This window comes from Pseudomonas sediminis (assembly GCF_002741105.1).
In the GTDB taxonomy this organism is placed as follows: domain Bacteria; phylum Pseudomonadota; class Gammaproteobacteria; order Pseudomonadales; family Pseudomonadaceae; genus Aquipseudomonas; species Aquipseudomonas sediminis.
Window position 1 is genome coordinate 969727 of the sequence record NZ_NIQU01000001.1, and the last position, 23107, is coordinate 992833.

A 23107-nucleotide genomic window follows, 5' to 3' on the forward strand; every position below is an offset into this window, starting at 1 on the left:
GAACAATTAGGTGGGGCCGCAGCCCCCGTCATTCAACTCAGTCCCAGCTCACGCCACAGGCGCATCACGGCGCGGCGCTCATCCTGAAACTGATCACCCGGCACCACCCCAGGCTGCTTCTGCAGCGCCTGGCGATGAGCGGCCGAGCGATAGATCTTGTAGACCTCGCGCAGCAAGGCGGCATCCTCGACGCCCATCAAACCCACCCGTTCCAGACCTTCCAGAATGCGAATGTTATCGGTGAACTCGAGTAGCTGCGGGTGTTGCCACGACCAGGCCAGAGCCGCGTATTGCACCATAAATTCGATATCGACGATACCACCGGCGTCCTGCTTCAGATCGAAGGAGGACGTGGCCTCGAAGGCATTCGGCGCCGTTCCGGCCGCGGTATTTTTGTTGCCAAGGTTGTCACGCATCTTCGCGCGCATCTCGCTGACCTCGACACGCAGCGCCTCGATATCGCGCTGGCGACCGAGCACCTCGGCGCGCACGCGAGCGAATTCGCCAGCCAGGCGCGAACATCCCACCAGCACCCGTGCGCGCACCAGCGCCTGATGTTCCCAGGTCCAGGCCTCGGTTTCCTGATAACGCTTAAAGGCGCCCAGCGAGCTGACCAGCAGCCCGGCTGCGCCCGATGGTCGCAGGCGCATATCGACCTCATACAACGCACCAGAGGTGGTCTGGGTGGTCAACAAATGAATAATGCGCTGGCCCAGACGGGTGAAGAACTGCGCACCATCGATGGGCTTGGCGCCATCGGTTTCGGCCTGCGGGTCACCGTCATGGATGAACACCAGATCCAGGTCCGAGCCATGGCCGAACTCCAGGCCGCCGACCTTGCCGTAACCGACAATGATGAAATCCGGATCGCACGGCGTGCCGTCGGCACGATACGGCCGGCCATGACGCTGCACCGTATGCTGCCAGGCCAGCGCCAGCACCTGATCGAGAATCGCCTCGGCCAGCCAGGTCAGATAGTCCGACACCTTCATCAAGGGCAGCGTGCCGGCGATTTCCGATGCGGCCACGCGCAGGCTGTGAGCCAGCTTGAAGTGACGCAGCGCCTCCATCTGCTGCTCCAGGTCTTCCTCGGGAATACGGATCAGCCGCTCGCGCAGCTCGGCCGCCAGCTCCGGCGCCAGCGGCGGCGAATATAGCCGCCCTTCGTTGAGCAACTCGTCGAGCAACAGCGGATAGCGGGCAATCTGCTCGGCGATCCACGGGCTACCCGCGCAAAGACTGATCAGCCGTTCCAGCGCCCCCGGGTTTTCGCTCAGCAACACCAGATAGGCCGAACGCCGTGCGACCTTTTCCACCAGCGGCAGCACCCGTTCCAGCACCAGATCCGGCTTGTCGTGCTCGACGGTCTGCGCCAGCAGACGCGGAATGAAGGCATCCAGACGCTCACGCCCCAGGCGCTGCATGGCGCGCACCTGTGGACCGTTGCGCAAATCGGCGAGACGTCGGCAAGCGGCCACGGCGTCAACGAAACCGGCCTCCAGCAGTTGCTGCGCGGCCGCCTCTTCGTCCAGCGCACCCTGCCAAAGCGGCAGCCACTCAGCGCCGATGCTGGCCTCGCCAGCATCCGATTCGTCTTCGTCAGGGTCGGCGATCACCTGCTGGAAATGCCATTCGATGCGGCCACGCCAATGCATCAGGCGCTCATGAAAACTCGCCCAGTCAGCGAAACCCATGATCGCAGCGACTCGCGCCTGATCCTGCGGGTCGGCCGGCAGCATCTGCGTCTGCCGATCACCAATGCCCTGCAGGGCGTGCTCGGCATAACGGAGGAACTCGTAGCCTTCCTTCATCTCCGCGACCACCGCTGGCGGCAGATAGCCCTGCCCCTCCAGCGTGGTGAGCACCTTGAGAAGCGGTCGCTGTTGCAGGCTGAGGTCGCGCCCACCGTGGATCAACTGAAACGCCTGGGCGATGAACTCGATCTCGCGAATACCACCGGCACCGAGCTTGATGTTCTCGCTCATGCCCTTGCGCCGTACTTCCTGCTGAATCAGCAGCTTCATCGCGCGCAGCGCCTCGATGGCGGAGAAATCCAGATAGCGGCGATAGACGAAGGGCCGCAGCATTTCCAGTAGCTCGGCACCCGCAGCCTGATCACCACCAACCACGCGCGCCTTGATCATGGCGTAGCGCTCCCAGTCTCGGCCCTGATCCTGGTAGTACTGCTCCAGTGCATTGAAGCTGAACACCAGCGCGCCGCTCGATCCATACGGGCGCAAACGCATGTCGGTACGGAACACGAAACCATCGACGGTGATCGCATCCAGCGCCTTGATCAGCCTCTGCCCCAGACGAATGAAGAACTCCTGATTATCCAGCGGGCGCTTCACGCCTTCGGTCTCACCCCCTTCCGGGTAGCCGAAGATCAGATCGATATCAGAGGAAAGATTCAGCTCGTGCGCGCCCAGCTTGCCCATGCCAAGGATGACCATGTGCTGCGGCTGGCCGCTGCGCCGCCCTACGGGCGTACCGAACTGCGTGCAATGGCGCGGGTAGAGCCAGTGATAGGCCAGATCGATGCAGGCATCGGCAAGATCGGACAAGTCGCGACAGGTTTCACCAAGCGCCGCCTGGCGACTGAAGTCGCGCCAGATAATGCGCAGTTGCTGGCGATTGCGAAAGCGTCGCAGACAGCGCCCGAGGGCATCCTCATCGGCGCATTCGTTCAGTTGCACTTCCAGTTGCTGGCGCAACTCGCCCGGCGCCAGACTGCGTTCCAGCTCACCAGATTCCGCCAGGGCGACGAACATCTGCGGATCACGCTGCGCCTGTTCGGCGACGAAATCGCTCAGCGCCGAAACCTGCCGCCAGGCATCGCGGCGCTGTTGCGGCCAGCCAGCAACACGTTCAGCCAGCGCTTCGTGCTCGACCAAGGCGGTTTGCAGTGACTGCTCGGCACGTTCGGCCAGGGGAATAAGGGAAGGGGGCAACTCGACCAGCAACGGCAGGCTCATGGTCTATCCTTTTGGCGGACTGCCGGACGCACGGTGCAATCGCCCGCAGCCCCGCTCCAGCGGGGCACGCGCGGCCGGCGGTGCCGCGGATTGTAGTTTTACTACGAAAGAATTGTATCCAGAGGGCTGAATCCGTCGTCGAAATGTAGTAAAACTACAAGCGGCCGGTCCTACCCCCGGTAAATCCAAGAATTTCAACTCGCCCGCCCAAAAAGCCGGTGAGACCCAACTGGCCTCCGATTCTGGAAGCCTTTCCGCCCTGGAGCAAGCCATGCAAGACCTCGATCCGATCGAAACCCAGGAATGGCTGGACGCCCTTGAATCCGTCCTCGACCGTGAGGGTGAAGACCGTGCCCATTACCTGATGACCCGTCTGGGCGAGTTGGCCACCCGCAGCGGTGCGCAACTGCCCTACGCGATCACCACGCCTTACCGCAACAGCATCCCGGTAACCCATGAAGCTCGCATGCCCGGCGACCTGTTCATGGAGCGCCGTATCCGCTCGCTGGTGCGCTGGAACGCCCTGGCCATGGTGATGCGCACCAACCTGGACGACCCGGATCTGGGCGGCCACATCTCCAGCTTCGCCTCTTCCGCGACGCTGTATGACATCGGTTTCAACTACTTCTTCCAGGCCCCGACCGAAGAACACGGTGGCGACCTGGTGTTCTATCAGGGCCACGCCAGCCCTGGCGTCTACGCCCGCGCCTTCATGGAAGGTCGCGTCAGCGAAGACCAGATGAAAAACTTCCGTCGCGAAGTGGACGGCAAAGGTCTGTCGTCCTACCCGCACCCCTGGCTGATGCCGGACTTCTGGCAGTTCCCGACCGTATCCATGGGTCTGGGCCCGATCCAGGCGATCTACCAGGCGCGCTTCATGAAGTACCTGGAAGCGCGCGGTTTCATCCCGGCCGGCAAGCAGAAGGTCTGGTGCTTCATGGGCGACGGCGAGTGCGACGAGCCAGAATCCCTCGGTGCTATCTCCCTGGCTGGCCGCGAGAAGCTGGACAACCTGATCTTCGTCATCAACTGCAACCTGCAGCGCCTCGACGGCCCGGTTCGCGGCAACGGCAAGATCATTCAGGAGCTCGAAGGCGTATTCCGCGGTGCCCAGTGGAACGTCAACAAGGTGGTCTGGGGTCGCTTCTGGGATCCGCTGTTCGCCAAGGACAAGGACGGCGCCCTGCAGCGTCGCATGGACGAAGTGGTCGACGGTGAATACCAGAACTACAAGGCCAAAGATGGCGCCTACGTTCGCGAAAACTTCTTCAACACCCCGGAACTCAAGGAGATGGTCAAGGATCTCTCCGACGACGAGATCTGGAAGCTCAACCGTGGCGGCCACGACCCGTACAAAGTCTACGCGGCCTATCACCAGGCCGTGAACCACAGCGGCCAGCCGACCGTGATCCTGGCCAAGACCATCAAGGGCTACGGTACCGGCGCCGGTGAAGCGAAGAACACCGCGCACAACACCAAGAAGGTCGATGTCGACAGCCTGCGTCAGTTCCGCGACCGCTTCGATATCCCGGTCAAGGACGAAGACCTGGAAAACCTGCCGTTCGTGCGCCCGGAGCCGGGCAGCCCCGAGTACAAGTACCTGCACGAGCGCCGCAACGCGCTGGGCGGTTTCGTACCTCAGCGTCGCCAGCAGAGCTTCAGCATCCCGACCCCGCCGCTGGATACCCTCAAGGCCATCCTCGACGGCTCGGGCGACCGCGAAATCTCCACCACCATGGCTTTCGTGCGCATCCTCGCGCAGTTGGTCAAGGACAAGGAACTCGGCCAGCGCATCGTTCCGATCATCCCGGACGAAGCCCGCACCTTCGGTATGGAAGGCATGTTCCGTCAGCTCGGCATCTACTCCTCGGTCGGTCAGCTGTACGAGCCGGTCGATAAAGACCAGGTGATGTTCTACAAAGAGGACAAGAAAGGTCAGATCCTCGAGGAAGGCATCAACGAAGCCGGCGCCATGAGCTCCTTCATCGCCGCCGGTACCTCGTACTCCTGCCACAACCAGCCGATGCTGCCGTTCTACATCTTCTACTCGATGTTCGGCTTCCAGCGTATCGGTGACCTGGCCTGGGCCGCTGGCGACAGCCGCACCCGTGGTTTCCTGATCGGCGGTACCGCCGGCCGTACTACCCTCAACGGTGAAGGCCTGCAGCACGAAGACGGTCACAGCCACATGCTGGCAGCAACCATCCCCAACTGCCGCACCTATGACCCGACCTACGGCTACGAGCTCGCGGTGATCATCCGCGAAGGCATTCGCCAGATGGCCGAAGAGCAGCAGGACATCTTCTACTACATCACCGTGATGAACGAGTCATACCAGCAGCCGGCCATGCCGCAAGGCGTGGAAGACGGCATCATCAAGGGCATGTACCTGCTCGAAGAGGACAAGAAGGAAGCCGCGCACCACGTGCAACTGCTGGGTTCCGGCACCATCCTGCGTGAAGTCGTCGAGGCGGCGAAGATCCTGCGCGACGAGTTCAACATCGGCGCCGATGTGTGGAGCGTCACCAGCTTCAACGAACTGCGTCGCGACGGCCTGGCCGTGGAGCGCAGCAACCGCCTGCATCCGGGTCAGAAGCCCAAGCAGACCTACATCGAGCAGTGCCTGGGCGGCCGCAAGGGCCCGGTCATCGCCTCGACCGACTACATGAAACTGTTCGCCGAGCAGGTTCGTCAGTGGGTTCCGAGCAAGGAGTACAAGGTTCTGGGCACCGACGGCTTCGGCCGCAGCGACAGCCGCAAGCAGCTGCGCCACTTCTTCGAAGTGGATCGCAACTGGGTCGTGCTCGCCGCGCTGGAAGCCCTGGTAGACCGTGGCGAAATCGAAGCCAAGGTGCTGGCTGACGCCATCACCAAGTTCGGTATCGATGCCGACAAAGCCAACCCCCTGGACTGCTAAGGAGCGTAGCGATGAGTGAATTGATTCGCGTACCCGACCTCGGCGGTGAAGGCGAGGTGATTGAACTGCTGGTGAAGGTCGGCGACCGTGTCGAAGCCGACCAGAGCGTACTGACCCTGGAGTCCGACAAGGCCTCCATGGAAGTGCCCTCGCCCAAAGCCGGCGTGATCAAGGAACTGAAGGTCAAGATCGGTGACCGCCTGAAAGAAGGCGACGAGCTGCTGGTACTGGAAGTTGAAGGGGCCGCCGAAGCGGCGCCTGCGCCGAAAGCCGAAGCCGCACCTGCCGAAGCGCCCAAAGCAGCCGCTCCGGCGGCGGCTCCTGCCGCTGCTGCGACCAGCAGCAGCGTGCAGGATGTGCACGTCCCGGATATCGGCACCGATGGCAAGGTCAAGGTCATCGAAGTCATGGTCAAGGTGGGTGACACCATCGAAGCCGACCAGTCGCTGATTACCCTGGAGTCCGACAAGGCCTCCATGGAAATCCCCTCGCCGGCTGCCGGCGTGGTGGAAGAAGTGCTGGTCAAGCTGGACGCCGAAGTCGGCACCGGCGACCTGATCCTCAAGCTGAAAGTGGCAGGCGCTGCCCCAACTGCAGCACCGGCTCAATCGGCCGCGCCGAAGGCAGAAGCTGCTCCCGCTGCTGCACCGCCCCCTGCCGCCGCGCCAACCGGCAGCAGCGTGCAGGACGTGCACGTGCCGGATATCGGCACCGACGGCAAGGTCAAGGTCATCGAGGTCATGGTCAAGGCCGGCGACAGCATCGAAGCCGACCAGTCGCTGATTACCCTGGAGTCCGACAAGGCCTCCATGGAAATCCCCTCGCCGGCTGCCGGCGTGGTGGAAGAAGTGCTGGTCAAGCTGGACGCCGAAGTCGGCACCGGCGATCTGATTCTCAAGCTCAAGGTAGCGGGTGCAGCACCGGCCGCCGCGCCGGCGCAAGCCAGTCAGCAAGTGCACCGCGTACCGGAAGGTGCCGCACCGGAAGTGGCTGCTGAAGTACGCGCCATCGCCTCGCTGTCGGCTGCTGCTGCCGAAGTCGCCAATGCGCCCAAGCGCGATGGCGCCAAGGTGCATGCCGGCCCTGCCGTGCGTCAGCTGGCCCGTGACTTCGGTGTGGAACTGGCGGATATCGCCGGTACCGGCCCGAAAGGTCGCATCCTCAAGGAAGACGTACAGGTGTACGTCAAGGCGATGATGCACAAGGCCAAGGCCGCACCGCAGGCGACTGCAGCCGCTGCCACTGGCGGCGCCGGCATCCCGCCGATCCCGACCGTGGACTTCAGCAAGTTCGGCGAAATCGAAGAAGTGGCGATGACCCGCCTGATGCAGGTCGGCGCTGCCAACCTGCACCGCAGCTGGCTCAACGTGCCGCACGTGACCCAGTTCGACTCGGCCGACATCACCGACCTGGAAGCCTTCCGCGTCGCGCAGAAGGCCGTGGCGGAAAAGGCCGGCGTCAAGCTGACCGTGCTGCCGCTGCTGCTCAAGGCCTGCGCCCACCTGCTCAAGGAGCTGCCGGACTTCAACAGTTCGCTGGCCCCGAGCGGTAAGGCGATCATCCGCAAGAAGTACGTGCATGTCGGCTTCGCCGTCGATACGCCGGACGGCCTGCTGGTGCCGGTGATCAAGAACGTCGATCAGAAGAGCCTGCTGCAGCTTGCGGCTGAGGCTGCCGCTCTGGCGGAGAAAGCGCGCAGCAAGAAACTGTCGGCTGACGACATGCAGGGCGCTTGCTTCACCATCTCCAGTCTCGGCCACATTGGCGGCACCGGCTTCACGCCGATCGTCAATGCGCCGGAAGTGGCGATTCTCGGTGTCAGCAAAGCCACCATCCAGCCGGTCTGGGATGGCAAGGCCTTCCAGCCCAAGCTGATGCTGCCGCTGTCGCTGTCCTACGACCATCGGGTGATCAACGGCGCTGCCGCCGCACGCTTCACTCAGCGTCTGTCGCAGCTGCTGGCCGATATCCGCACCATCCTGCTGTAAATCGTTTCGAGCACGCCACGCTCGCATCCTCAACCCCGTCTGCTTAGGCGGGGTTTTTTTTGCCTGTCGTCTGCCTGAAACCTCCGCTCGCGACGAGGACGCCGAGAGCTGCTGAGCGCTCTTGTTCAGCCCTTCTGCACGTTGCGAATCAGAAAGCTCAGTGCCTTGGCCAACTCACCGGCGCCCTGGTGATCACGCACGATGCTCAGCAACGGGCTGCCGTCGGCCGGGTTGAACAACACGCAACGGATACCACCGGTCGGACATTCGTAGCGGATGAACGGATCAATACCGAATACCGGAACACGCTGATTGCGCACCGAGATGGCGGTGCCCTGCGCACCACGACTCTCCTCACGCAGGACAAGCTCACCGGCATTACCGACATTGAAGCGGTACAGCAGATCCTGCCGTTGCGCCTGGCCAACCTGATAGCCAGCGCGCAGGGCGTAGGTTTCCAGCAATGCGTTGCTGTGCGCGAGCAACGCATTGCGCTCGTTATCGGCCAGATAAAGACGCTTGAGCCCGTCCAGATAAGCCGCCTGCTCGTCGCCCCGCAATGTCGCCGCGTCCTCGGCGCCGGCAACTGCGGGCATGGCCGTAAAAAGTGCTCCGCCAAGCACCATGGCCATGAGTTTTCTTGTCAGTCTCGCTTGCATGATGCACCCTTGCCGAACGCTATAGTGAAGTAGGCCTGAGCCCTAGCCTCCGTCCACGCCAATGCGTCTTCTGACGCAGCGGCCTTGTACCGAGAACGGATGCCTCGCCTGGTCAGCATACTGGAAGCCCAACGCCCAATGAAAAGCCATCCCGATGCCAGCACACGCTCGGCAGCCGAGGTTGTGACGCAGTTGCCAGTGCCCTCGCGGCTCGGCATGTTGCGTTTCGAGCGCTTGAACGAGCCGAGCTGGGCCCTGCTGTTTCTCGACCCGGCCTGTGAACGCCGGCTGGGTATCAGTGCCAGCGATCTCTGCGCGCTGGTGGATGCCCCCTACGCCTGTCTGATGGAGCCCGAGGCGCGCTACCGTCTGCACGACGCCATCCAGCAGCAACTGCTGCAAGGCCCGCATTATCTGGTGCGCTACACCCTGCACACACCGCACGGTGCGCTGACCCTGCTGGAGATGGGCGAACCCTTCAAACAGCGCAACCGCCAGTTGCTGCGCGGCTATCTGCTGGTAGCCGATGAAAGCCTCGACCACTACGCCCCTGCCGAACAGGAGCTGCACACGCAGAATCAGCAGCTGCGTAGCTCGCTGCAGCAATATCAGCGCACCCAGAACGACCATCTGCAGCATCTGGCACGCTCGCATACTCAGCAGCAACTGATCGTGCGCCTGGCACGCCAACGCTATGTCTCCAGCGATCCGCGCCAGGAAGCCGCCGAACTCATCACCCAGGCGGCCTGCGAGGTTTACGGTGTGGCCCGGGCCGGAATCTGGCATCTGGGCGGCAATAGCCTCGATTCGGTGTCGCTGTACCGCCGCGACCTGAACCGACACGAGCAACTGCCCTCGATCGATGCGCATCATTTCCCGCACTACCTGGAGGCCCTGCAAAGCGGTCGAGCGATCGACGCCCACGATGCCCAGCATGACCTGCGCACCCGCGAGCTGGCCCCCGGTTACCTGCAACCGCTGGGCATCACCTCGATGCTGGATGCCAGTATCCGCATCGAAGGTGAAGTGGTGGGCGTGCTCTGCCTCGAACATATCGGCCCCAAACGTTTCTGGCAGGCCGACGAGATTGCCTTCGCCGGCGAGTTGGCCGACCAGTTCGCCCAGGTGTTGGTCAATCAGGAGAAGCGCTCCGCCACCCACGCGCTGTATCTGTTCCAGCGCGCCGTCGAGCAGAGCGCCAGCGCCTTTCTTCTGGTCGACCGCGACGGCCGGGTGGAATACGTCAACCCCAGTTTCACCGCCATCACCCTCTACAGCAGCGACGAAGTCTGCGGTCACCGCCTGTCCGAGCTACCGGCCATGGCCAATCTTAGCGACCTGTTGTTCGACGCCCAGTCCAGCCTGGCCGAGCACAGCAGCTGGCAAGGCGAATTCCGCAGTCGGCGCAAGAATCAGGAGCCGTACTGGGGCCATCTGTCGATCTCCAAGGTGTATGGCGACGATGGCGAACTGACTCACTACATCGGCATCTACGAAGACATTACCGAGGCCAAGCTGGCGCAGCAGCGCATCGAACGCCTGGCCTATACCGATAACCTGACCAACCTGGGCAATCGCCCGTCGTTCATCCGCAGCCTTGAAGAGCGCTTCGCCCGCAATATTCAGTCGCTCGGGCTGCTGCTGGTGGACATCGACAACTTCAAGCGGATCAACGACAGCCTCGGCCACCAGACTGGCGATAAGCTGCTCTCGGCCTTAGCTCGGCGCCTGCGCAACAGTCTTGGTGCCAAGGGCACCCTGGCACGCTTCGCCAGCAATGAATTCGCCATCCTGCTCGACGGTTGCGATCAGGACGCGGGCCTGCGCGTCGCTCATCAGGTACTGCAAACCCTGGACAAGCCGCTGTTCGTCGATAACCAGTTGATCAGCATCACCGGCTCGGTGGGCTTGGCCATCGCCCCGGAACACGGTGACGACCCGCAGACCCTGATGAAGCACGCCGGTCTCGCCCTGCACAAAGCCAAGGCCAACGGCAAACATCAGGTGCAGTTGTTCACCGAAGCGCTGAACGCCGAGGCCAACTACAAGCTGTTCGTCGAGAACAACCTGCGCCGCGCGCTGACTCAGAACGAGCTGGAAGTCTTCTACCAACCCAAACTCTGCCTCAGAAGCGGGCAATTGCTGGGCATGGAGGCGCTGCTGCGCTGGCAGCATCCGGAGAAGGGCATGATTCGCCCGGATCAATTCATCGGCGTTGCCGAGGAAACCGGCCTGATCATCCCCATCGGCAAGTGGGTGGTGCGCCAGGCCTGCCGCATGAGCAAGCAGATCGCCGCCATTGGCCTGGGTCAACTGCAGGTGGCGATCAATCTGTCGCCCAAACAGTTCTCCGACCCGGATCTGGTCGGCTCCATCGCCGCCATCCTGCATGAAGAACAGCTCGACCCCAGGTTGCTGGAACTGGAACTCACCGAAAGCCTGCTACTGGAAGCCACCGACGACACCCGCCACCAACTGGGTCGTCTCAAGAGCCTGGGCCTGACCCTGGCCATGGACGACTTCGGCACGGGCTATTCGTCGCTCAGCTACCTGAAGAAATTCCCCATCGACGTGATCAAGATCGATCGCAGCTTCATCAAAGACATCCCGGACAACCAGGACGACATGGAGATCACCTCGGCAGTCATCGCCATGGCCCACAACCTCAAGCTCAAGGTCGTGGCCGAAGGCATCGAGACCGGCGCCCAGCTCGCGTTCCTGCGCCGCCAGCAATGCGACGTCGGCCAGGGCTACCTGTTCGACAAACCGATTTCCGGCCGCGAACTGATCGTCAGCCTGCGCCGCTACCCCTGCCGACCACAGACCGACGCCAGTCGCCAGACCGACCAACGGACGTAATACGCCGCGTCGCGCGTAGTCCACCATTGACCCATTTCGAGGAGACCGCCATGGTTCTGCGTTCCCAGATTCTCGTTAACAAGAATGTCCTGCCGACTGCCGAGCAGGCGCTACCCGGCCGCGCCGAGCCGCTGCCGGTAGCCGACACCCACTATGTCAACGGTAATCCGATCAAGGCGCCCTTCCCTGCCGGCCTGCAGCAGGCGGTGTTCGGTCTGGGCTGTTTCTGGGGGGCAGAACGCCGCTTCTGGCAGCAACCCGGTGTGTTCAGCACGGCGGTCGGCTATGCCGGCGGCCTCACGCCCAACCCCACCTACGAGGAGGTCTGCTCCGGCCTGACCGGACACACCGAAGTGGTGCTGGTCGTGTTCGACCCGCAGCAAACCAGCTTCGAAGCGCTGCTCAAAGTGTTCTGGGAAGTGCACAACCCGACCCAGGGCATGCGCCAGGGCAACGACCAGGGCACCCAGTACCGCTCGGCGATCTACTGCCAGGACGAGGCGCAACTGAGAGCCGCCAAAACCAGCCAGGCACGCTTCCAGGCAGAGCTGGACAAGGCCGGAATGGGCCACATCACCACGGAAATCGCCGAGGCGCCAACCTTCTATTACGCCGAGACCTATCATCAGCAATACCTCGCGAAGAATCCGGGCGGCTATTGCGGCCTTGGCGGAACAGGCGTATGTCTACCCCCTGAGTCTTGAGCACGGGTAACGGGTCGTGGAGCTGAGCAGCATTTCCAGTCAGGTATCGAGCCAGGCATCGGCGCAGATCTCCGCGCAGATGTCGCTTCTGCTGCTGCGCAAGACGCTGGAGCTGCAGGCAGCCAACATCACCGGGCTGGTGCAGTCGGCTGCACCGGCCAGCGCCCCCAGCAATCCGCCCAACCTGGGCAACAGCATCGACGTGATGGCCTGAACAACTGATACCGTCAGGCCATCAGCCGGACTAAACTGCGGGCAATTAGCCATCTTTCGACGAGCTCGGCATGCCCGCCACTCTGCCCACCATCACGCCTGATCAGCTCTGCGTCGGCCTCTACGTTCATCTGGACCTGAGCTGGTGGGAGCATGATTTCGCCTTCAGCAATTTCAAGATCAAGGACGAGGCACAGATTCGCGCCTTGCATGCCCTCAATCTGAAGCAACTGCGCTATGACCCGGCACGCAGCGACTGCCCGCCCCTGGAGCTCGTCGCAGACATACCGGCGCCCGCTCCCATCGCAGCGCCCGTCGACCCGCAAGCCCAGGAGCGTCAGGAGCGCGCACAGAAGCTGCGCCACTTGCGCAGCCGTCTGGCCGAGGTGGACCGCCGCTTCATCGAAGCCAGCCAACGCATCAAGACGCTCAACCAGACCCTGCGCAGCCGCCCGGAAGATGCCATGCGGCAGGCCGGCGCCATCGTCGGCGAAATGGTCGAAACGCTGCTCGGGGCTCCTGGCGTCGTACTCCACAGCATCACCGGCAAGGCCGCCGAGGACAGCTACTTCCACGCCCTCAACGTCACCGTGCTGTCTCTGCTGCTCGGGCGCCAGCTCGGCCTCGACAGCGAGGCCTGCCACAGCATCGGACTCGGCGCGCTGCTGCACGACATCGGCAAGCTGGAAGTGCCGAGCAAGGTGCTACTCAAGCCCGAGCCACTCACCCGCCCGGAGCAGCAATTGCTGCATATGCACACCGATTTCGGCCTACGCATGGGGCAGAAGCTGATGCTCGATGATGAGGTGCTGCGCATCATTCATGAACATCACGAGCACTGTGACGGCAGCGGCTATCCGCGTGGCCTGCGCGAAGCAGCGATCGGCCGCCTGAGTCGCCTGGTGGCCATCACCAATCACTTCGACGGCCTATGCAACCCCCTCGACCTACGCCAGGCGCTGAGCCCGCACGAGGCCCTGGCATTGATGTTCAAGCAGCAGCGCGAACACTTCGACGAAGTGATGCTGAAGGCCTTCGTTCGCGTGATGGGCATCTACCCGCCGGGCAGCCTGGTGCAACTGGACGATGAGCGTTATGCGCTGGTGCTGGGCATGAACCCGACTCAGGCACTGAAGCCGACGCTGATTATTTACGACGCCGACATTCCCAAGCAGGAAGCATTGATCGTGGACCTCGCCCAGGAGCCGAAACTCGCCATCGCCCGCAGCCTGCGCCCCTCGCAACTACCGCTGGAGGTGCTGGAATACCTCAGCCCGCGGCGCAACCTGAGCTACCACATCGAGCCCAATCACAAGCCGGGTTGAGCAGCCGTCAGCGACGACGTTGTCTCCAGGTTACAGCTGCGTAGCCGTAGGGTGCGCCATGCGCACCGCCCCGCTCGCTCAACCGGCCGACTTTTCCTCGATCAGCCAGTCCAGGCGCCAGCCGCCCTGACTCTGGCCAAGTGCGTCTGCCAGCCAGGGCAGCAGCTGCTTGAGTTCGTCCTCCAGCCCCCATGGCGGGTTGCTGATCACCAGACCTGAACCACTCAGGCGCGTGGCATCGTCCGGCGCGTGCACGTAAAGCTCGGCACGCAGCAGCTTGGGCGCGGCGCTCTTGCTCAGATCGCGATAGAAACGCGCCAATTGACGCTCATCCTTGATCGGGTACCAGATCGCGACGATGGCCTGGCGCATGCGCCCGTGCGCTTCGTTCAAGGCCTCGACACAGCGCTGCAGCTCGTCAGTCTGCTCGAACGGCGGATCGATCAGCAGCAGCACGCGTTTTTCGCGGGTCGGCATCAGCGCCCGTGGTACGTGCCAACCTTCGCCCAGGTGCACGGCAACGCGGCGGTCGCCACGCATGTTGTCCTTGAGCAGGCGGCCGTCCTCGGGATGTTTTTCGTTGAGCTGCAGGTGATCCTGCTCACGGCTGAGCAGCCTCGCCAGTTCGGGCGAGCCAGGGTAATAGCGCAGCTCGCCATCCAGGTTCATCGCCCGCACCACCTCTAGGTAGGCCTCTACCGCATCCGGTAACTGCGTAGCCTGCCAAAGACGACCGATGCCTTCCAGGTACTCGCCGGTGCGGCTGGCCTGATCACCTTGCAGATCGTAAAGGCCGAGTCCTGCGTGGCTGTCGAGGTAGGCGAACGGTGCCTCTTTCTTCGACAGCAGGCCGATCAGGCGAGTCAGCACCAGGTGCTTGAGTACATCGGCGTGGTTGCCGGCATGGAAGGCGTGGCGGTAGTTCATGGATCAGTCCTCGAATCAGGCGCGCAGTTTAACAGGCCGCTGGCCACTCGCATCGTGGCTTGCTCCACTGCACCTTCACGGCCTAGTCTGCCCGCTCTTCCATGGACAGCGAGAACCCCGCCATGCCCCTGCAAAAGCTGCTCGGTAGCGAACTTCCCCTGATCCAGGCGCCGATGGCCGGTTCGCAGGATCATCGCCTGGCAGCCGCCGTGTGCCAGGCCGGCGGCCTCGGCTCGATTCCCTGCGCGATGCTCACGCCTGCCGTCCTGCGCCAGGAACTGCAGGCGATGCGCGAGCTGACCGAGCGGCCGTTCAACCTCAACTTCTTCAGCCATGTGCCGCCCGAGCCGGACGCGACCCGCGAGGCTGGCTGGCGCGAAGCGCTGGCGCCCTACTATGACGAGCTGGGCGTGAACCCGGCAAGCATCGCCAGCGGGCCGGGCCGCCTGCCCTTCAACGATGAAGCGGCCGCACTGGTGGAAGAGTTCCGCCCTGCGGTTGTGAGCTTCCACTTCGGCCTGCCACAACCGGACCTGCTAGAGCGCGTCCGCAGCAGCGGGGCGAAGATTCTCTCCAGCGCCACCAACCTGGACGAAGCGCTGTGGTTACAGGAACGGGGCGTTGATGCGGTGATCGCTCAGGGCCTGGAAGCAGGTGGCCATCGCGGGCATTTTCTTGATTTCGACCTTAGCCGCCAGCTCGGCACCTTCGCCCTGCTGCCGCAACTGGTCGATGCCCTGTCGTTGCCAGTGATAGCTGCCGGCGGCATCAGCGATGCACGAGGCGTGGCCGCGGCGATGGCACTAGGCGCAGCCGGCGTGCAGATCGGCAGCGCCTATCTGCTGTGCCCCGAGGCCAACACCAGCGCCATCCACCGCGCCGCCCTGCAGAGCCCGGCGGCGCGCCATACGGCGCTGACCAACCTGTTCAGCGGTCGCCCCGCGCGCGGTATCGTCAATCGCCTGATGCGCGAGCTGGGGCAGCTCAGCTCGCAGGCGCCAGCGTTCCCACTGGCCACGGCCGCCATCGCTCCATTAAGGGCGGCGGCCGAGGCGCAGGGCAACGGGGATTTTTCGCCGCTCTGGGCCGGGCAGAATATCGCCAACTGCCGGCCAATGCCGGCGGCCGAACTGACCCGCGAGCTGGCGCGAGGCTTCGCCTGACAGCCTGGTATGCCCTAGTAAGGCGGGTGCAACCCGCCATTCTAGAGGCTGAATCGCGGCTGAAGCCGCTCCTATGGGAGGGGTACTGGCGAGACGATGTAGCGCTTTATCACCGCCAATGATGATGCTGGGCAGTCAGGAGGCAGACTGCCTAGACTCGGACGATCATCTGGAGGCCCGTTCCATGTCCGAGACCCTGCTCAGCTCCCGCAACCTGGCGTTCGAACTCTATGAGGTGCTCGACGCCGAAGCCCTGACCCAGCGTCCGCGCTTCGCCGATCACAACCGCGAGACCTTCGACGCGGCGATCAGCACCGCGCGCGGCATTGCCGAAGAGCTGTTCGCCCCGCACAACCGCAAGAACGACGAACACGAGCCGCAGTACGTCGACGGCGGCGCGGTGCTGATTCCCGAGATCGAGCCGGCGCTGCGTGCTTTCCACGAAGCAGGCTTCCTCAACGCCACCCGCGACTTCGAGCATGGCGGCATGCAGTTGCCCAACCTGCTGTCACAGGCCTGCTTCGCGCATTTCCAGTCGGCCAATATCGCCACCAGCTCCTACTCGATGCTGACCATGGGGGTGGCCAACCTGATCGAAGCCTTCGGCAACGAGGAGCAGAAATCCCGCTACCTGCAGCCGATCATCGACGGCCGCTTCTTCGGCACCATGGCGCTGACCGAGCCGCACGCCGGCTCGTCGCTATCGGACATCAGAACCCGCGCCGAACCGCATGCCGACGGCAGCTATCGGATCAAAGGCAACAAGATCTTTATCTCCGGCGGCGACCAGCCGATCTCCGAAAACATCGTGCACATGGTGCTGGCCAAATTGCCGGACGCACCGCCCGGGGTCAAAGGCATCAGCCTGTTTCTGGTGCCCAAGTTCCACGTCAATGACGACGGCAGTCTCGGCGCACGCAACGACGTGACCCTGGCTGGGCTGTTCCACAAGATGGGCTGGCGCGGCACCACGTCCACGGCGCTGAACTTCGGCGACAACGGCGAGTGCGTCGGCTATCTGGTGGGCAAACCGCATGCGGGCCTGTCCTACATGTTCCAGATGATGAACGAGGCGCGCATTGGCGTCGGCATGGGCGCAATCATGCTTGGCTACGCCGGCTACCTGTATTCGCTGGACTACGCGCGTAACCGCCCGCAAGGCCGCCAGCCGGACGGCAAGGACCCGAGCAGCCCGCAGATTTCCATCGTTGAACACGCTGACGTGCGACGCATGCTGCTGACCCAGAAAGCCTACGTCGAAGGTGCCTTCGACCTCGGCCTGTACGCCGCACGGCTGTTCGATGACACCCATACCCTGGAAACCGCCGAAGAGCGCAGCCGCGCACTGGAACTGCTCGACCTGCTCACGCCCATCGTCAAATCCTGGCCATCGGAGTTCTGCCTCAAGGCCAACGAACTGGCGATCCAGATTCTCGGCGGCCACGGTTATACCCGCGAATACCCGGTGGAGCAGTATTACCGCGATAACCGCCTCAATCCGATCCACGAAGGCACGCATGGCATCCAGTCGCTCGACCTGCTCGGGCGCAAGGTCTCGCAGAACGGCGGTGCCGCTCTCAAGCAACTGCTCAAGCTGATCAACGACTGCTGCCAGCGTGCCAGCGAGCATGAATCGCTCACTGCCCTGCGCCAGCCGCTGGAACAACTGATGGCGCGGCTGCAGGCGGTGACTCTGGCCCTGCTCGGCGATCTGATGAGCGGCAAGGTCAACCAGGGGCTGGCCAACTCGGCGCTTTACCTTAAGGTGTTCGGTCATACGGTGATCGGCTGGCGCTGGCTGGAGCAGGCGATCCGTGCCGAGCAGGGCCTGGTCAGCAGCAACAATGCCGAGGAGCAGGATTTCTATCGCGGCAAGTTGCAGGCGGCGCGTTACTTCCTGACCTGGGAAGTGCCGAGTTGCCACCACGACCTGAGTATTCTCGAGGCCCGCGACGACACCTGCCTGGGCATGCAGGACGCCTGGTTCTGAGGTCGGCGAGTGCGCTCCGAGGCGTCTTGCGACAGGGCGCCTCGGGGCGCGTTAGAAAAATGTAATAACCTTTTTGACAGCGGTACGAAGGCTACGGTTAGAATCCCTGGCACGCGCCATGCATAGCGGCGCCCCCGATGACCCAGCCAGGAGTACGCGCCATTGGATGCCAGCGCCATCAATAATCTGTTCTTGATCGGCGCAATGCTGGTAGCAGCCAGCATTCTGGTCAGCGCGTTCGGGTCGCGCTTTGGCATTCCCATCCTGGTGATCTTCCTTGGCGTCGGCATGCTTGCCGGCACCGACGGCCCCGGCGGCATCATCTTCAACAATTATCCCCTCGCCTATCTGGTCGGTAACCTGGCGCTGGCGATCATCCTGCTCGACGGCGGCATGCGCACACGGGTCTCCAGTTTCCGCGTGGCTTTGTGGCCATCCCTGTCATTGGCGACGGTGGGTGTGGTGATCACCGCGGGGCTTACCGGCCTGGCTGCTACCTGGCTGTTCAACCTGACGCTGCTGGAAGGCTTGCTGATCGGCGCCATCGTCGGCTCCACCGATGCGGCGGCAGTATTCTCCCTGCTCGGTGGACGCGGCCTCAATGAGCGGGTCAGCTCTACGCTGGAAATCGAGTCCGGTAGCAACGACCCGATGGCGGTATTCCTCACCGTTACCCTGATCGCCATGCTCGCCAGCGGCCAAACCGGCTTCAGTTGGGACCTGCCGATTCAATTGGTACAGCAGTTTGGCCTCGGCGCGCTGCTGGGCTTGGGTGGCGGCTGGCTGCTGCTCAAACTGATCAACCGCATGGAACTGGCCACCGGCCTTTATCCGCTGCTGGTAGTCAGCGGCGGCCTGATCATCTTCGCTATCACCACCGCCGTCGGCGGCAGCGGCATCCTGGCCATCTACCTGTGTGGCCTGCTGCTGGGCAACCGGCCAATCCGCTCGCGCCACGGCATCCTGCATATGCTCGACGGCCTGACCTGGCTCGCGCAGATCGGCATGTTCCTGGTTCTCGGCTTGCTGGTCACGCCGCACGAGCTGCTGCCCATCGCACTGCCGGCGCTGGCTTTGGCTCTGTGGATGATTCTCTTCGCGCGGCCACTGTCGATCTTCCTCGGCCTGCTGCCGTTTCGTGCCTTCCACGACCGCGAGCGGATATTCATCGCCTGGGTTGGCCTGCGCGGCGCCGTGCCCATCATCCTCGCGGTGTTCCCGCTGATGGCCGGCCTGCCCAACGCGCAGCTGTTCTTCAACGTGGCGTTCTTCATCGTGATCATCTCTCTGCTGCTGCAGGGCACCAGCCTGCCGCTGGCCGCCAAGCTGATGCGCGTGACCGTACCGCCAGAGCCCGCACCGGTGTCACGCGCCGGCCTGGAAGTGCACCCGACCAGCCAGTGGGAGCTGTTCGTCTATCGCCTGGGCGCAGAAAAATGGTGCATCGGCGCCGCCCTGCGTGAGCTGAACATGCCAGAAGGCACCCGTATCGCCGCACTGTTCCGAGGCCGCGAGCTGCTCCACCCGTCGGGTAGTACGCGCCTGCAAGCAGGTGACCTGCTCTGCGTGATCGGTCACGAACACGATCTGCCTGCCCTCGGCAAGCTGTTCAGCCAGGCGCCGAAACGAGGCCAGGACCTGCGCTTCTTCGGTGATTTCGTACTGGAGGGCGACGCCGAGCTAAGCGCAGTCGCCGCACTCTACGGCCTGAAGCTCGACGAACTGGAGGGCAATCAGCCGTTGGGCCGCTTCATCGCCCACGAAATCGGCGGCGAGCCGGTAGTCGGCGACCAGGTGGAGTGGCAGGGCCTGACCTGGACGGTTGCCGCCATGGAAGGGAACAAGGTGCGCAAAGTCGGCGTCAGATTCCCCGAGGGCACACGCCCTGGCCCAGGGCTGCACTTCTAGCAGGCTGTTGAAAACTACCTGCTGATACTCTGCTAGCATCAGCTTCACGCGCGGGCCTCAAGGCCCGCGTCTTCGTTGTGCCGCAGGTATTCTCAATCGTTACCGCTCACTCAGTAGATCAATCGACCATGCATCTGTTGCGCCTCTCCCTCACTGCCGTTGTGTTAACCCTGTGTCTCGGTGCCGCGCAGGTATTTGCCGAGGAGCCACCAAAAGCCGAAAGTGTGCAGCAGAGTCTTGACGGTCTGGCAGACCGCAAGCTGCCGGAAGCAGAACAACTGGCACTGAAACAGACCCTTGAGCAGACCTTGCGCATGCTGCAGGACCGCCAGAGCGCTGATCAGCGTCTCAGCGATTTGCGCAAGCAACTGGATGAAGCGCCGCGCCTGATCAACGAGGCCCAGCGCGAGCTGAGCCGACTCAAGGCCAGCTCGGAAGTACCGATCACCGAGCGTCACGCGCGCACCAACCTGGCGCAACTGGAACAACTGCTCACCGACCGCTCCACCCAGCTCACCGAGTGGAACAAGGCAATCATCGAAGCCAACAGCCTGGTCATCACTGCACAGACACGCCCCGAGCGTGCGCAAGCCGAGATCAGCCAGAATCAGGCGCGTAGCCAGATCATCAATGATGCGCTCAAGACTGGCCGCTATGACGGCAAGCTCCTGAGCCCGGAGCGCCGTGACCAGTTCAATGCTGAGCTGGCATTACTCGCAGCGCAGACGCAAGTACGGCGTCAGGAGCTGGCAGGCAACAGCCTGCTGCAGGACCTGGGTGGCGCCCAACGCGCCCTGCTTGAGGAACGCATCAACCGCGCCGAACAGGAGCGTCAGGCACTGCAGAGCCTGATCAATGATCGACGCCGCGCTGAGTCGGAGCAGACCGTGGCCGAGCAGTCCCTGGAGGCTGAACGCGCCAGTTCGGACAAGCTGCTGGCCAAGGAGAGCACCCTTAACCTAAAGCTCTCCGACTACCTACTACGCGCAACCGACCGCCTCAACAGCCTGACCGAGCAGAACCTGCAAACGCGTCAGCAGTTGGACAACCTGGCTCAGGCTGATCAGGCACTGGATGAGCAGATTCGGGTGCTGCAAGGCAGTCTGCTGCTTTCGAAGATTCTCTACCAGCAGAAACAGGCTCTACCGAAACTGAAGCTCGAAGACGGCTCACTGGCCGACGAGATCGCCGACATTCGCCTCTATCAGTTCGAGCTGAACAAGCAGCGCGAAGAAATCAGCGACCCTGCCCGCTATGTGGATAACCTGCTCAGCGGTCAGCCGAGCGAGGAGGTCACCCCGGAACTGCGCAGTGCACTGCGCGAGCAGCTCAACACCCGGCGTGAATTACTCGACCGCCTGAATCGCTCGCTGAATGCGCTGCTCAATGAATCGATCACCCTGCAGCTCAATCAAAAGGAGCTGCAAAGCACCGCCAGTAGCCTGCGCGCGACTATCGATGAGCAGATGTTCTGGATTCCCAGTAACAAACCCCTGGATCTCGAGTGGCTCAAGTCAGCGCCTCGCTACCTCAAGCAGCAACTGGCCGACATGCCCTGGGGTATGGCCATCAGTGAACTGGGGGCCGGACTGATCGAGCGCCCCCTTGTATTTCTGCCACTGATTCTGCTCTGCGCGCTGATCCTCTGGCGGCGCCAGTATCTGTTCGACAAGCTCAGCGCGCTGCATGGCGACATCGGCCATTACAAGCACGACAGCCAGCTGCATACACCAATGGCGCTGGGGCTAAACGTCATCCTCGCGCTGCCGGTTACTTTATTCCTGGCGCTTTGCGGCTATGCCCTGCTGCATGATGCCCGCGGGCAGAACCTCTACTTGGGCGCTGCACTCTACGAGATGGCAGAAGCCTGGCTGGTGTTCTACACCCTTCACCGGATTCTGTCTCCGGATGGCGTGGCCATCATGCACTTCCATTGGCCACCGGCCAACGTCGCCTTCTTCCGTCAGCACCTGCGTCGCCTGGGCCTGGTGGTGATGGCGCTGGTGGCCGTAGTGAGCATTGCCGAACACCAGCCAGCGAGCCTGGCCAACGACGTCATCGGCATCGCCGTGGTCCTCAGCTGCTACGCCCTGATGGCCTGGCTGCTGTTCCACCTGCTGTTCAGCGCTCCGCTGCGCGAGAATACCTCCGCCTTGCGCACCAGTGTCGGCGTGCTGTTCAACCTGCTGCCGCTGGCGCTGATCGGTGCGGTTGCGTTCGGCTATTACTACACGGCGCTCAAGCTCACCGACCGCTTGATCGATACCCTGTACCTGCTGATCATCCTGCTTATCGTCGAGGCTACGCTGGTGCGCGGCCTGAGCGTCGCAGCAAGACGCCTGGCCTATCAGCGTGCCCTGGCCAAACGCCAGGCGCAGGTCAAGGACGGCGCAGAAGGCGAGGCAGTGATCGAGGAGCCGACGCTCGATATCGAGCAGGTCAACCAGCAGTCCCTGCGCCTGATTCGCCTGGCTCTGCTCGGCGGTTTCCTGCTCTGCCTGTACTGGGTCTGGGCCGACCTGATCGGCGTCTTCACCTACCTCGATACGATCAATCTCTACGAGTACAGCAGCGGTACCGGGGACAACGCGACGCTGGTGCCGATCAGCCTAATGGACGTAATCGGCGCGCTGATCATCGTCGCCATCACCGTAGCCCTGGCGCGCAACCTGCCGGGCCTGCTCGAGGTACTGGTGCTCTCGCGCATGCGTCTGGCACAAGGCAGCGCCTATGCCACCACCACCCTGCTGTCCTATGCACTGGTGGCCATTGGTATCGTCACCACGCTGTCGACACTCGGCGTCAGCTGGGACAAGCTGCAGTGGCTGGTGGCGGCATTGTCGGTCGGCCTGGGTTTCGGCCTGCAGGAAATCTTCGCCAATTTCATTTCTGGCCTGATCATCCTGTTCGAGCGCCCGGTGCGTATTGGTGACGTCGTGACCATCGGCAATCTGTCCGGCACGGTGAGCAAGATTCGTATCCGCGCTACCACCATTACGGATTTCGACCACAAGGAAATCATCGTTCCGAACAAGACCTTCATCACCGGCCAATTGATCAACTGGTCGCTGAGCGACACGGTCACCCGCGTCACCCTCAAGGTCGGCGTGGGCTATGGCTCGGATCTCGACCTGGTGCGCAAGCTGCTGCTACAAGCGGCGCAGGAAAACCCCAGGGTGCTCAAGGAGCCGTCGCCGCTGGTGTACTTCCTCAACTTTGGCGAGAGCACGCTGGACCATGAGCTGCGCATCCACGTGCGCGACCTAGGCGACCGCAACCCGGCCACCGACGAGATCAACCGCTTCATCGACCGCGAGTTCCCGAAGAACGGCATCAACATCGCCTTCCGTCAGGTCGAGGTGTATGTGAAGAACCTTGAACACGGTGAGCAAAAACTCGATCAAAAGGATCTGACCAAGGCCGCAGCTGCCGGCGCAGCCAGCCTGCAGCAACCACCCAAGCCGCCCGCGGCGCCCTGA

At 63.0% G+C, this 23107-nt stretch carries 13 protein-coding genes; 10 read left to right on the top strand and 3 right to left on the bottom strand.

The features are described 5' to 3' along the window. Positions 1 to 32 precede the first annotated feature (32 nt). Complete coding sequence (gene glnE, locus CDO35_RS04515) at positions 33 to 2975, bottom strand: bifunctional [glutamate--ammonia ligase]-adenylyl-L-tyrosine phosphorylase/[glutamate--ammonia-ligase] adenylyltransferase (RefSeq protein WP_099522763.1); 2943 nt, start codon at positions 2973 to 2975, stop codon at positions 33 to 35. A 271-nt stretch (positions 2976 to 3246) separates the two neighbouring features. Here glnE and aceE point away from each other — a divergent pair, with 271 nt between their 5' ends. After that, positions 3247 to 5892: a pyruvate dehydrogenase (acetyl-transferring), homodimeric type gene (gene aceE, locus CDO35_RS04520; RefSeq protein ID WP_099522764.1), complete on the top strand. Its 2646-nt coding sequence runs from the start codon at positions 3247 to 3249 to the stop codon at positions 5890 to 5892. 11 nt (positions 5893 to 5903) lie between these two features. After that, positions 5904 to 7880 carry a dihydrolipoyllysine-residue acetyltransferase gene (gene aceF, locus CDO35_RS04525; RefSeq protein WP_099522765.1) on the top strand — a complete coding sequence of 659 codons (1977 nt, stop codon included), beginning with the start codon at positions 5904 to 5906 and terminating at the stop codon, positions 7878 to 7880. Positions 7881 to 8005: 125 nt separating this feature from the next. Here the strand turns inward: aceF and CDO35_RS04530 are convergent, their stop codons facing one another. Next, positions 8006 to 8512, bottom strand: coding sequence for a hypothetical protein (locus tag CDO35_RS04530; protein WP_099522766.1), 507 nt, complete (start codon positions 8510 to 8512; stop codon positions 8006 to 8008). Between the two features lie 165 nt (positions 8513 to 8677). On the opposite strand from CDO35_RS04530, the gene CDO35_RS04535 reads away from it, so the two are divergent. The 4 genes from CDO35_RS04535 (at position 8678) to CDO35_RS04550 (ending at position 13640) form a co-directional block, all read left to right on the top strand. Further along, a complete protein-coding gene (locus CDO35_RS04535; protein ID WP_099522976.1) occupies positions 8678 to 11398 on the top strand; it encodes a putative bifunctional diguanylate cyclase/phosphodiesterase in 2721 nt (906 codons plus the stop codon). Positions 11399 to 11448: 50 nt separating this feature from the next. Continuing rightward, positions 11449 to 12102: a peptide-methionine (S)-S-oxide reductase MsrA gene (msrA, locus tag CDO35_RS04540; protein WP_099522767.1), complete on the top strand. Its 654-nt coding sequence runs from the start codon at positions 11449 to 11451 to the stop codon at positions 12100 to 12102. Between the two features lie 16 nt (positions 12103 to 12118). Then, a complete protein-coding gene (locus CDO35_RS04545) occupies positions 12119 to 12316 on the top strand; it encodes a putative motility protein (protein WP_061238377.1) in 198 nt (65 codons plus the stop codon). Positions 12317 to 12386: 70 nt separating this feature from the next. Next, positions 12387 to 13640 (top strand): HD-GYP domain-containing protein, encoded by a 1254-nt coding sequence (locus tag CDO35_RS04550; RefSeq protein WP_099522768.1) that lies wholly within the window; start codon positions 12387 to 12389, stop codon positions 13638 to 13640. A 78-nt stretch (positions 13641 to 13718) separates the two neighbouring features. Here the strand turns inward: CDO35_RS04550 and CDO35_RS04555 are convergent, their stop codons facing one another. Beyond that, positions 13719 to 14567 (bottom strand): 23S rRNA (adenine(2030)-N(6))-methyltransferase RlmJ, encoded by an 849-nt coding sequence (locus CDO35_RS04555; protein ID WP_099522769.1) that lies wholly within the window; start codon positions 14565 to 14567, stop codon positions 13719 to 13721. Positions 14568 to 14689: 122 nt separating this feature from the next. Between CDO35_RS04555 and CDO35_RS04560 the strand changes: the two genes are divergently transcribed. From CDO35_RS04560 to mscK, 4 genes are all read left to right on the top strand, one after another. Next, the gene (locus tag CDO35_RS04560) at positions 14690 to 15730 is read left to right on the top strand and encodes an NAD(P)H-dependent flavin oxidoreductase (RefSeq protein WP_099522770.1); all 1041 of its coding nucleotides are present in this window, start codon (positions 14690 to 14692) and stop codon (positions 15728 to 15730) included. Between the two features lie 184 nt (positions 15731 to 15914). Continuing rightward, complete coding sequence (locus tag CDO35_RS04565; RefSeq protein WP_099522977.1) at positions 15915 to 17720, top strand: acyl-CoA dehydrogenase; 1806 nt, start codon at positions 15915 to 15917, stop codon at positions 17718 to 17720. A gap of 162 nt (positions 17721 to 17882) precedes the next feature. Beyond that, positions 17883 to 19628, top strand: coding sequence for a potassium/proton antiporter (locus CDO35_RS04570; RefSeq protein WP_099522771.1), 1746 nt, complete (start codon positions 17883 to 17885; stop codon positions 19626 to 19628). A gap of 128 nt (positions 19629 to 19756) precedes the next feature. Then, on the top strand, positions 19757 to 23107 hold the full coding sequence (gene mscK / locus CDO35_RS04575; protein WP_099522772.1) for a mechanosensitive channel MscK: 3351 nt from the start codon (positions 19757 to 19759) through the stop codon (positions 23105 to 23107).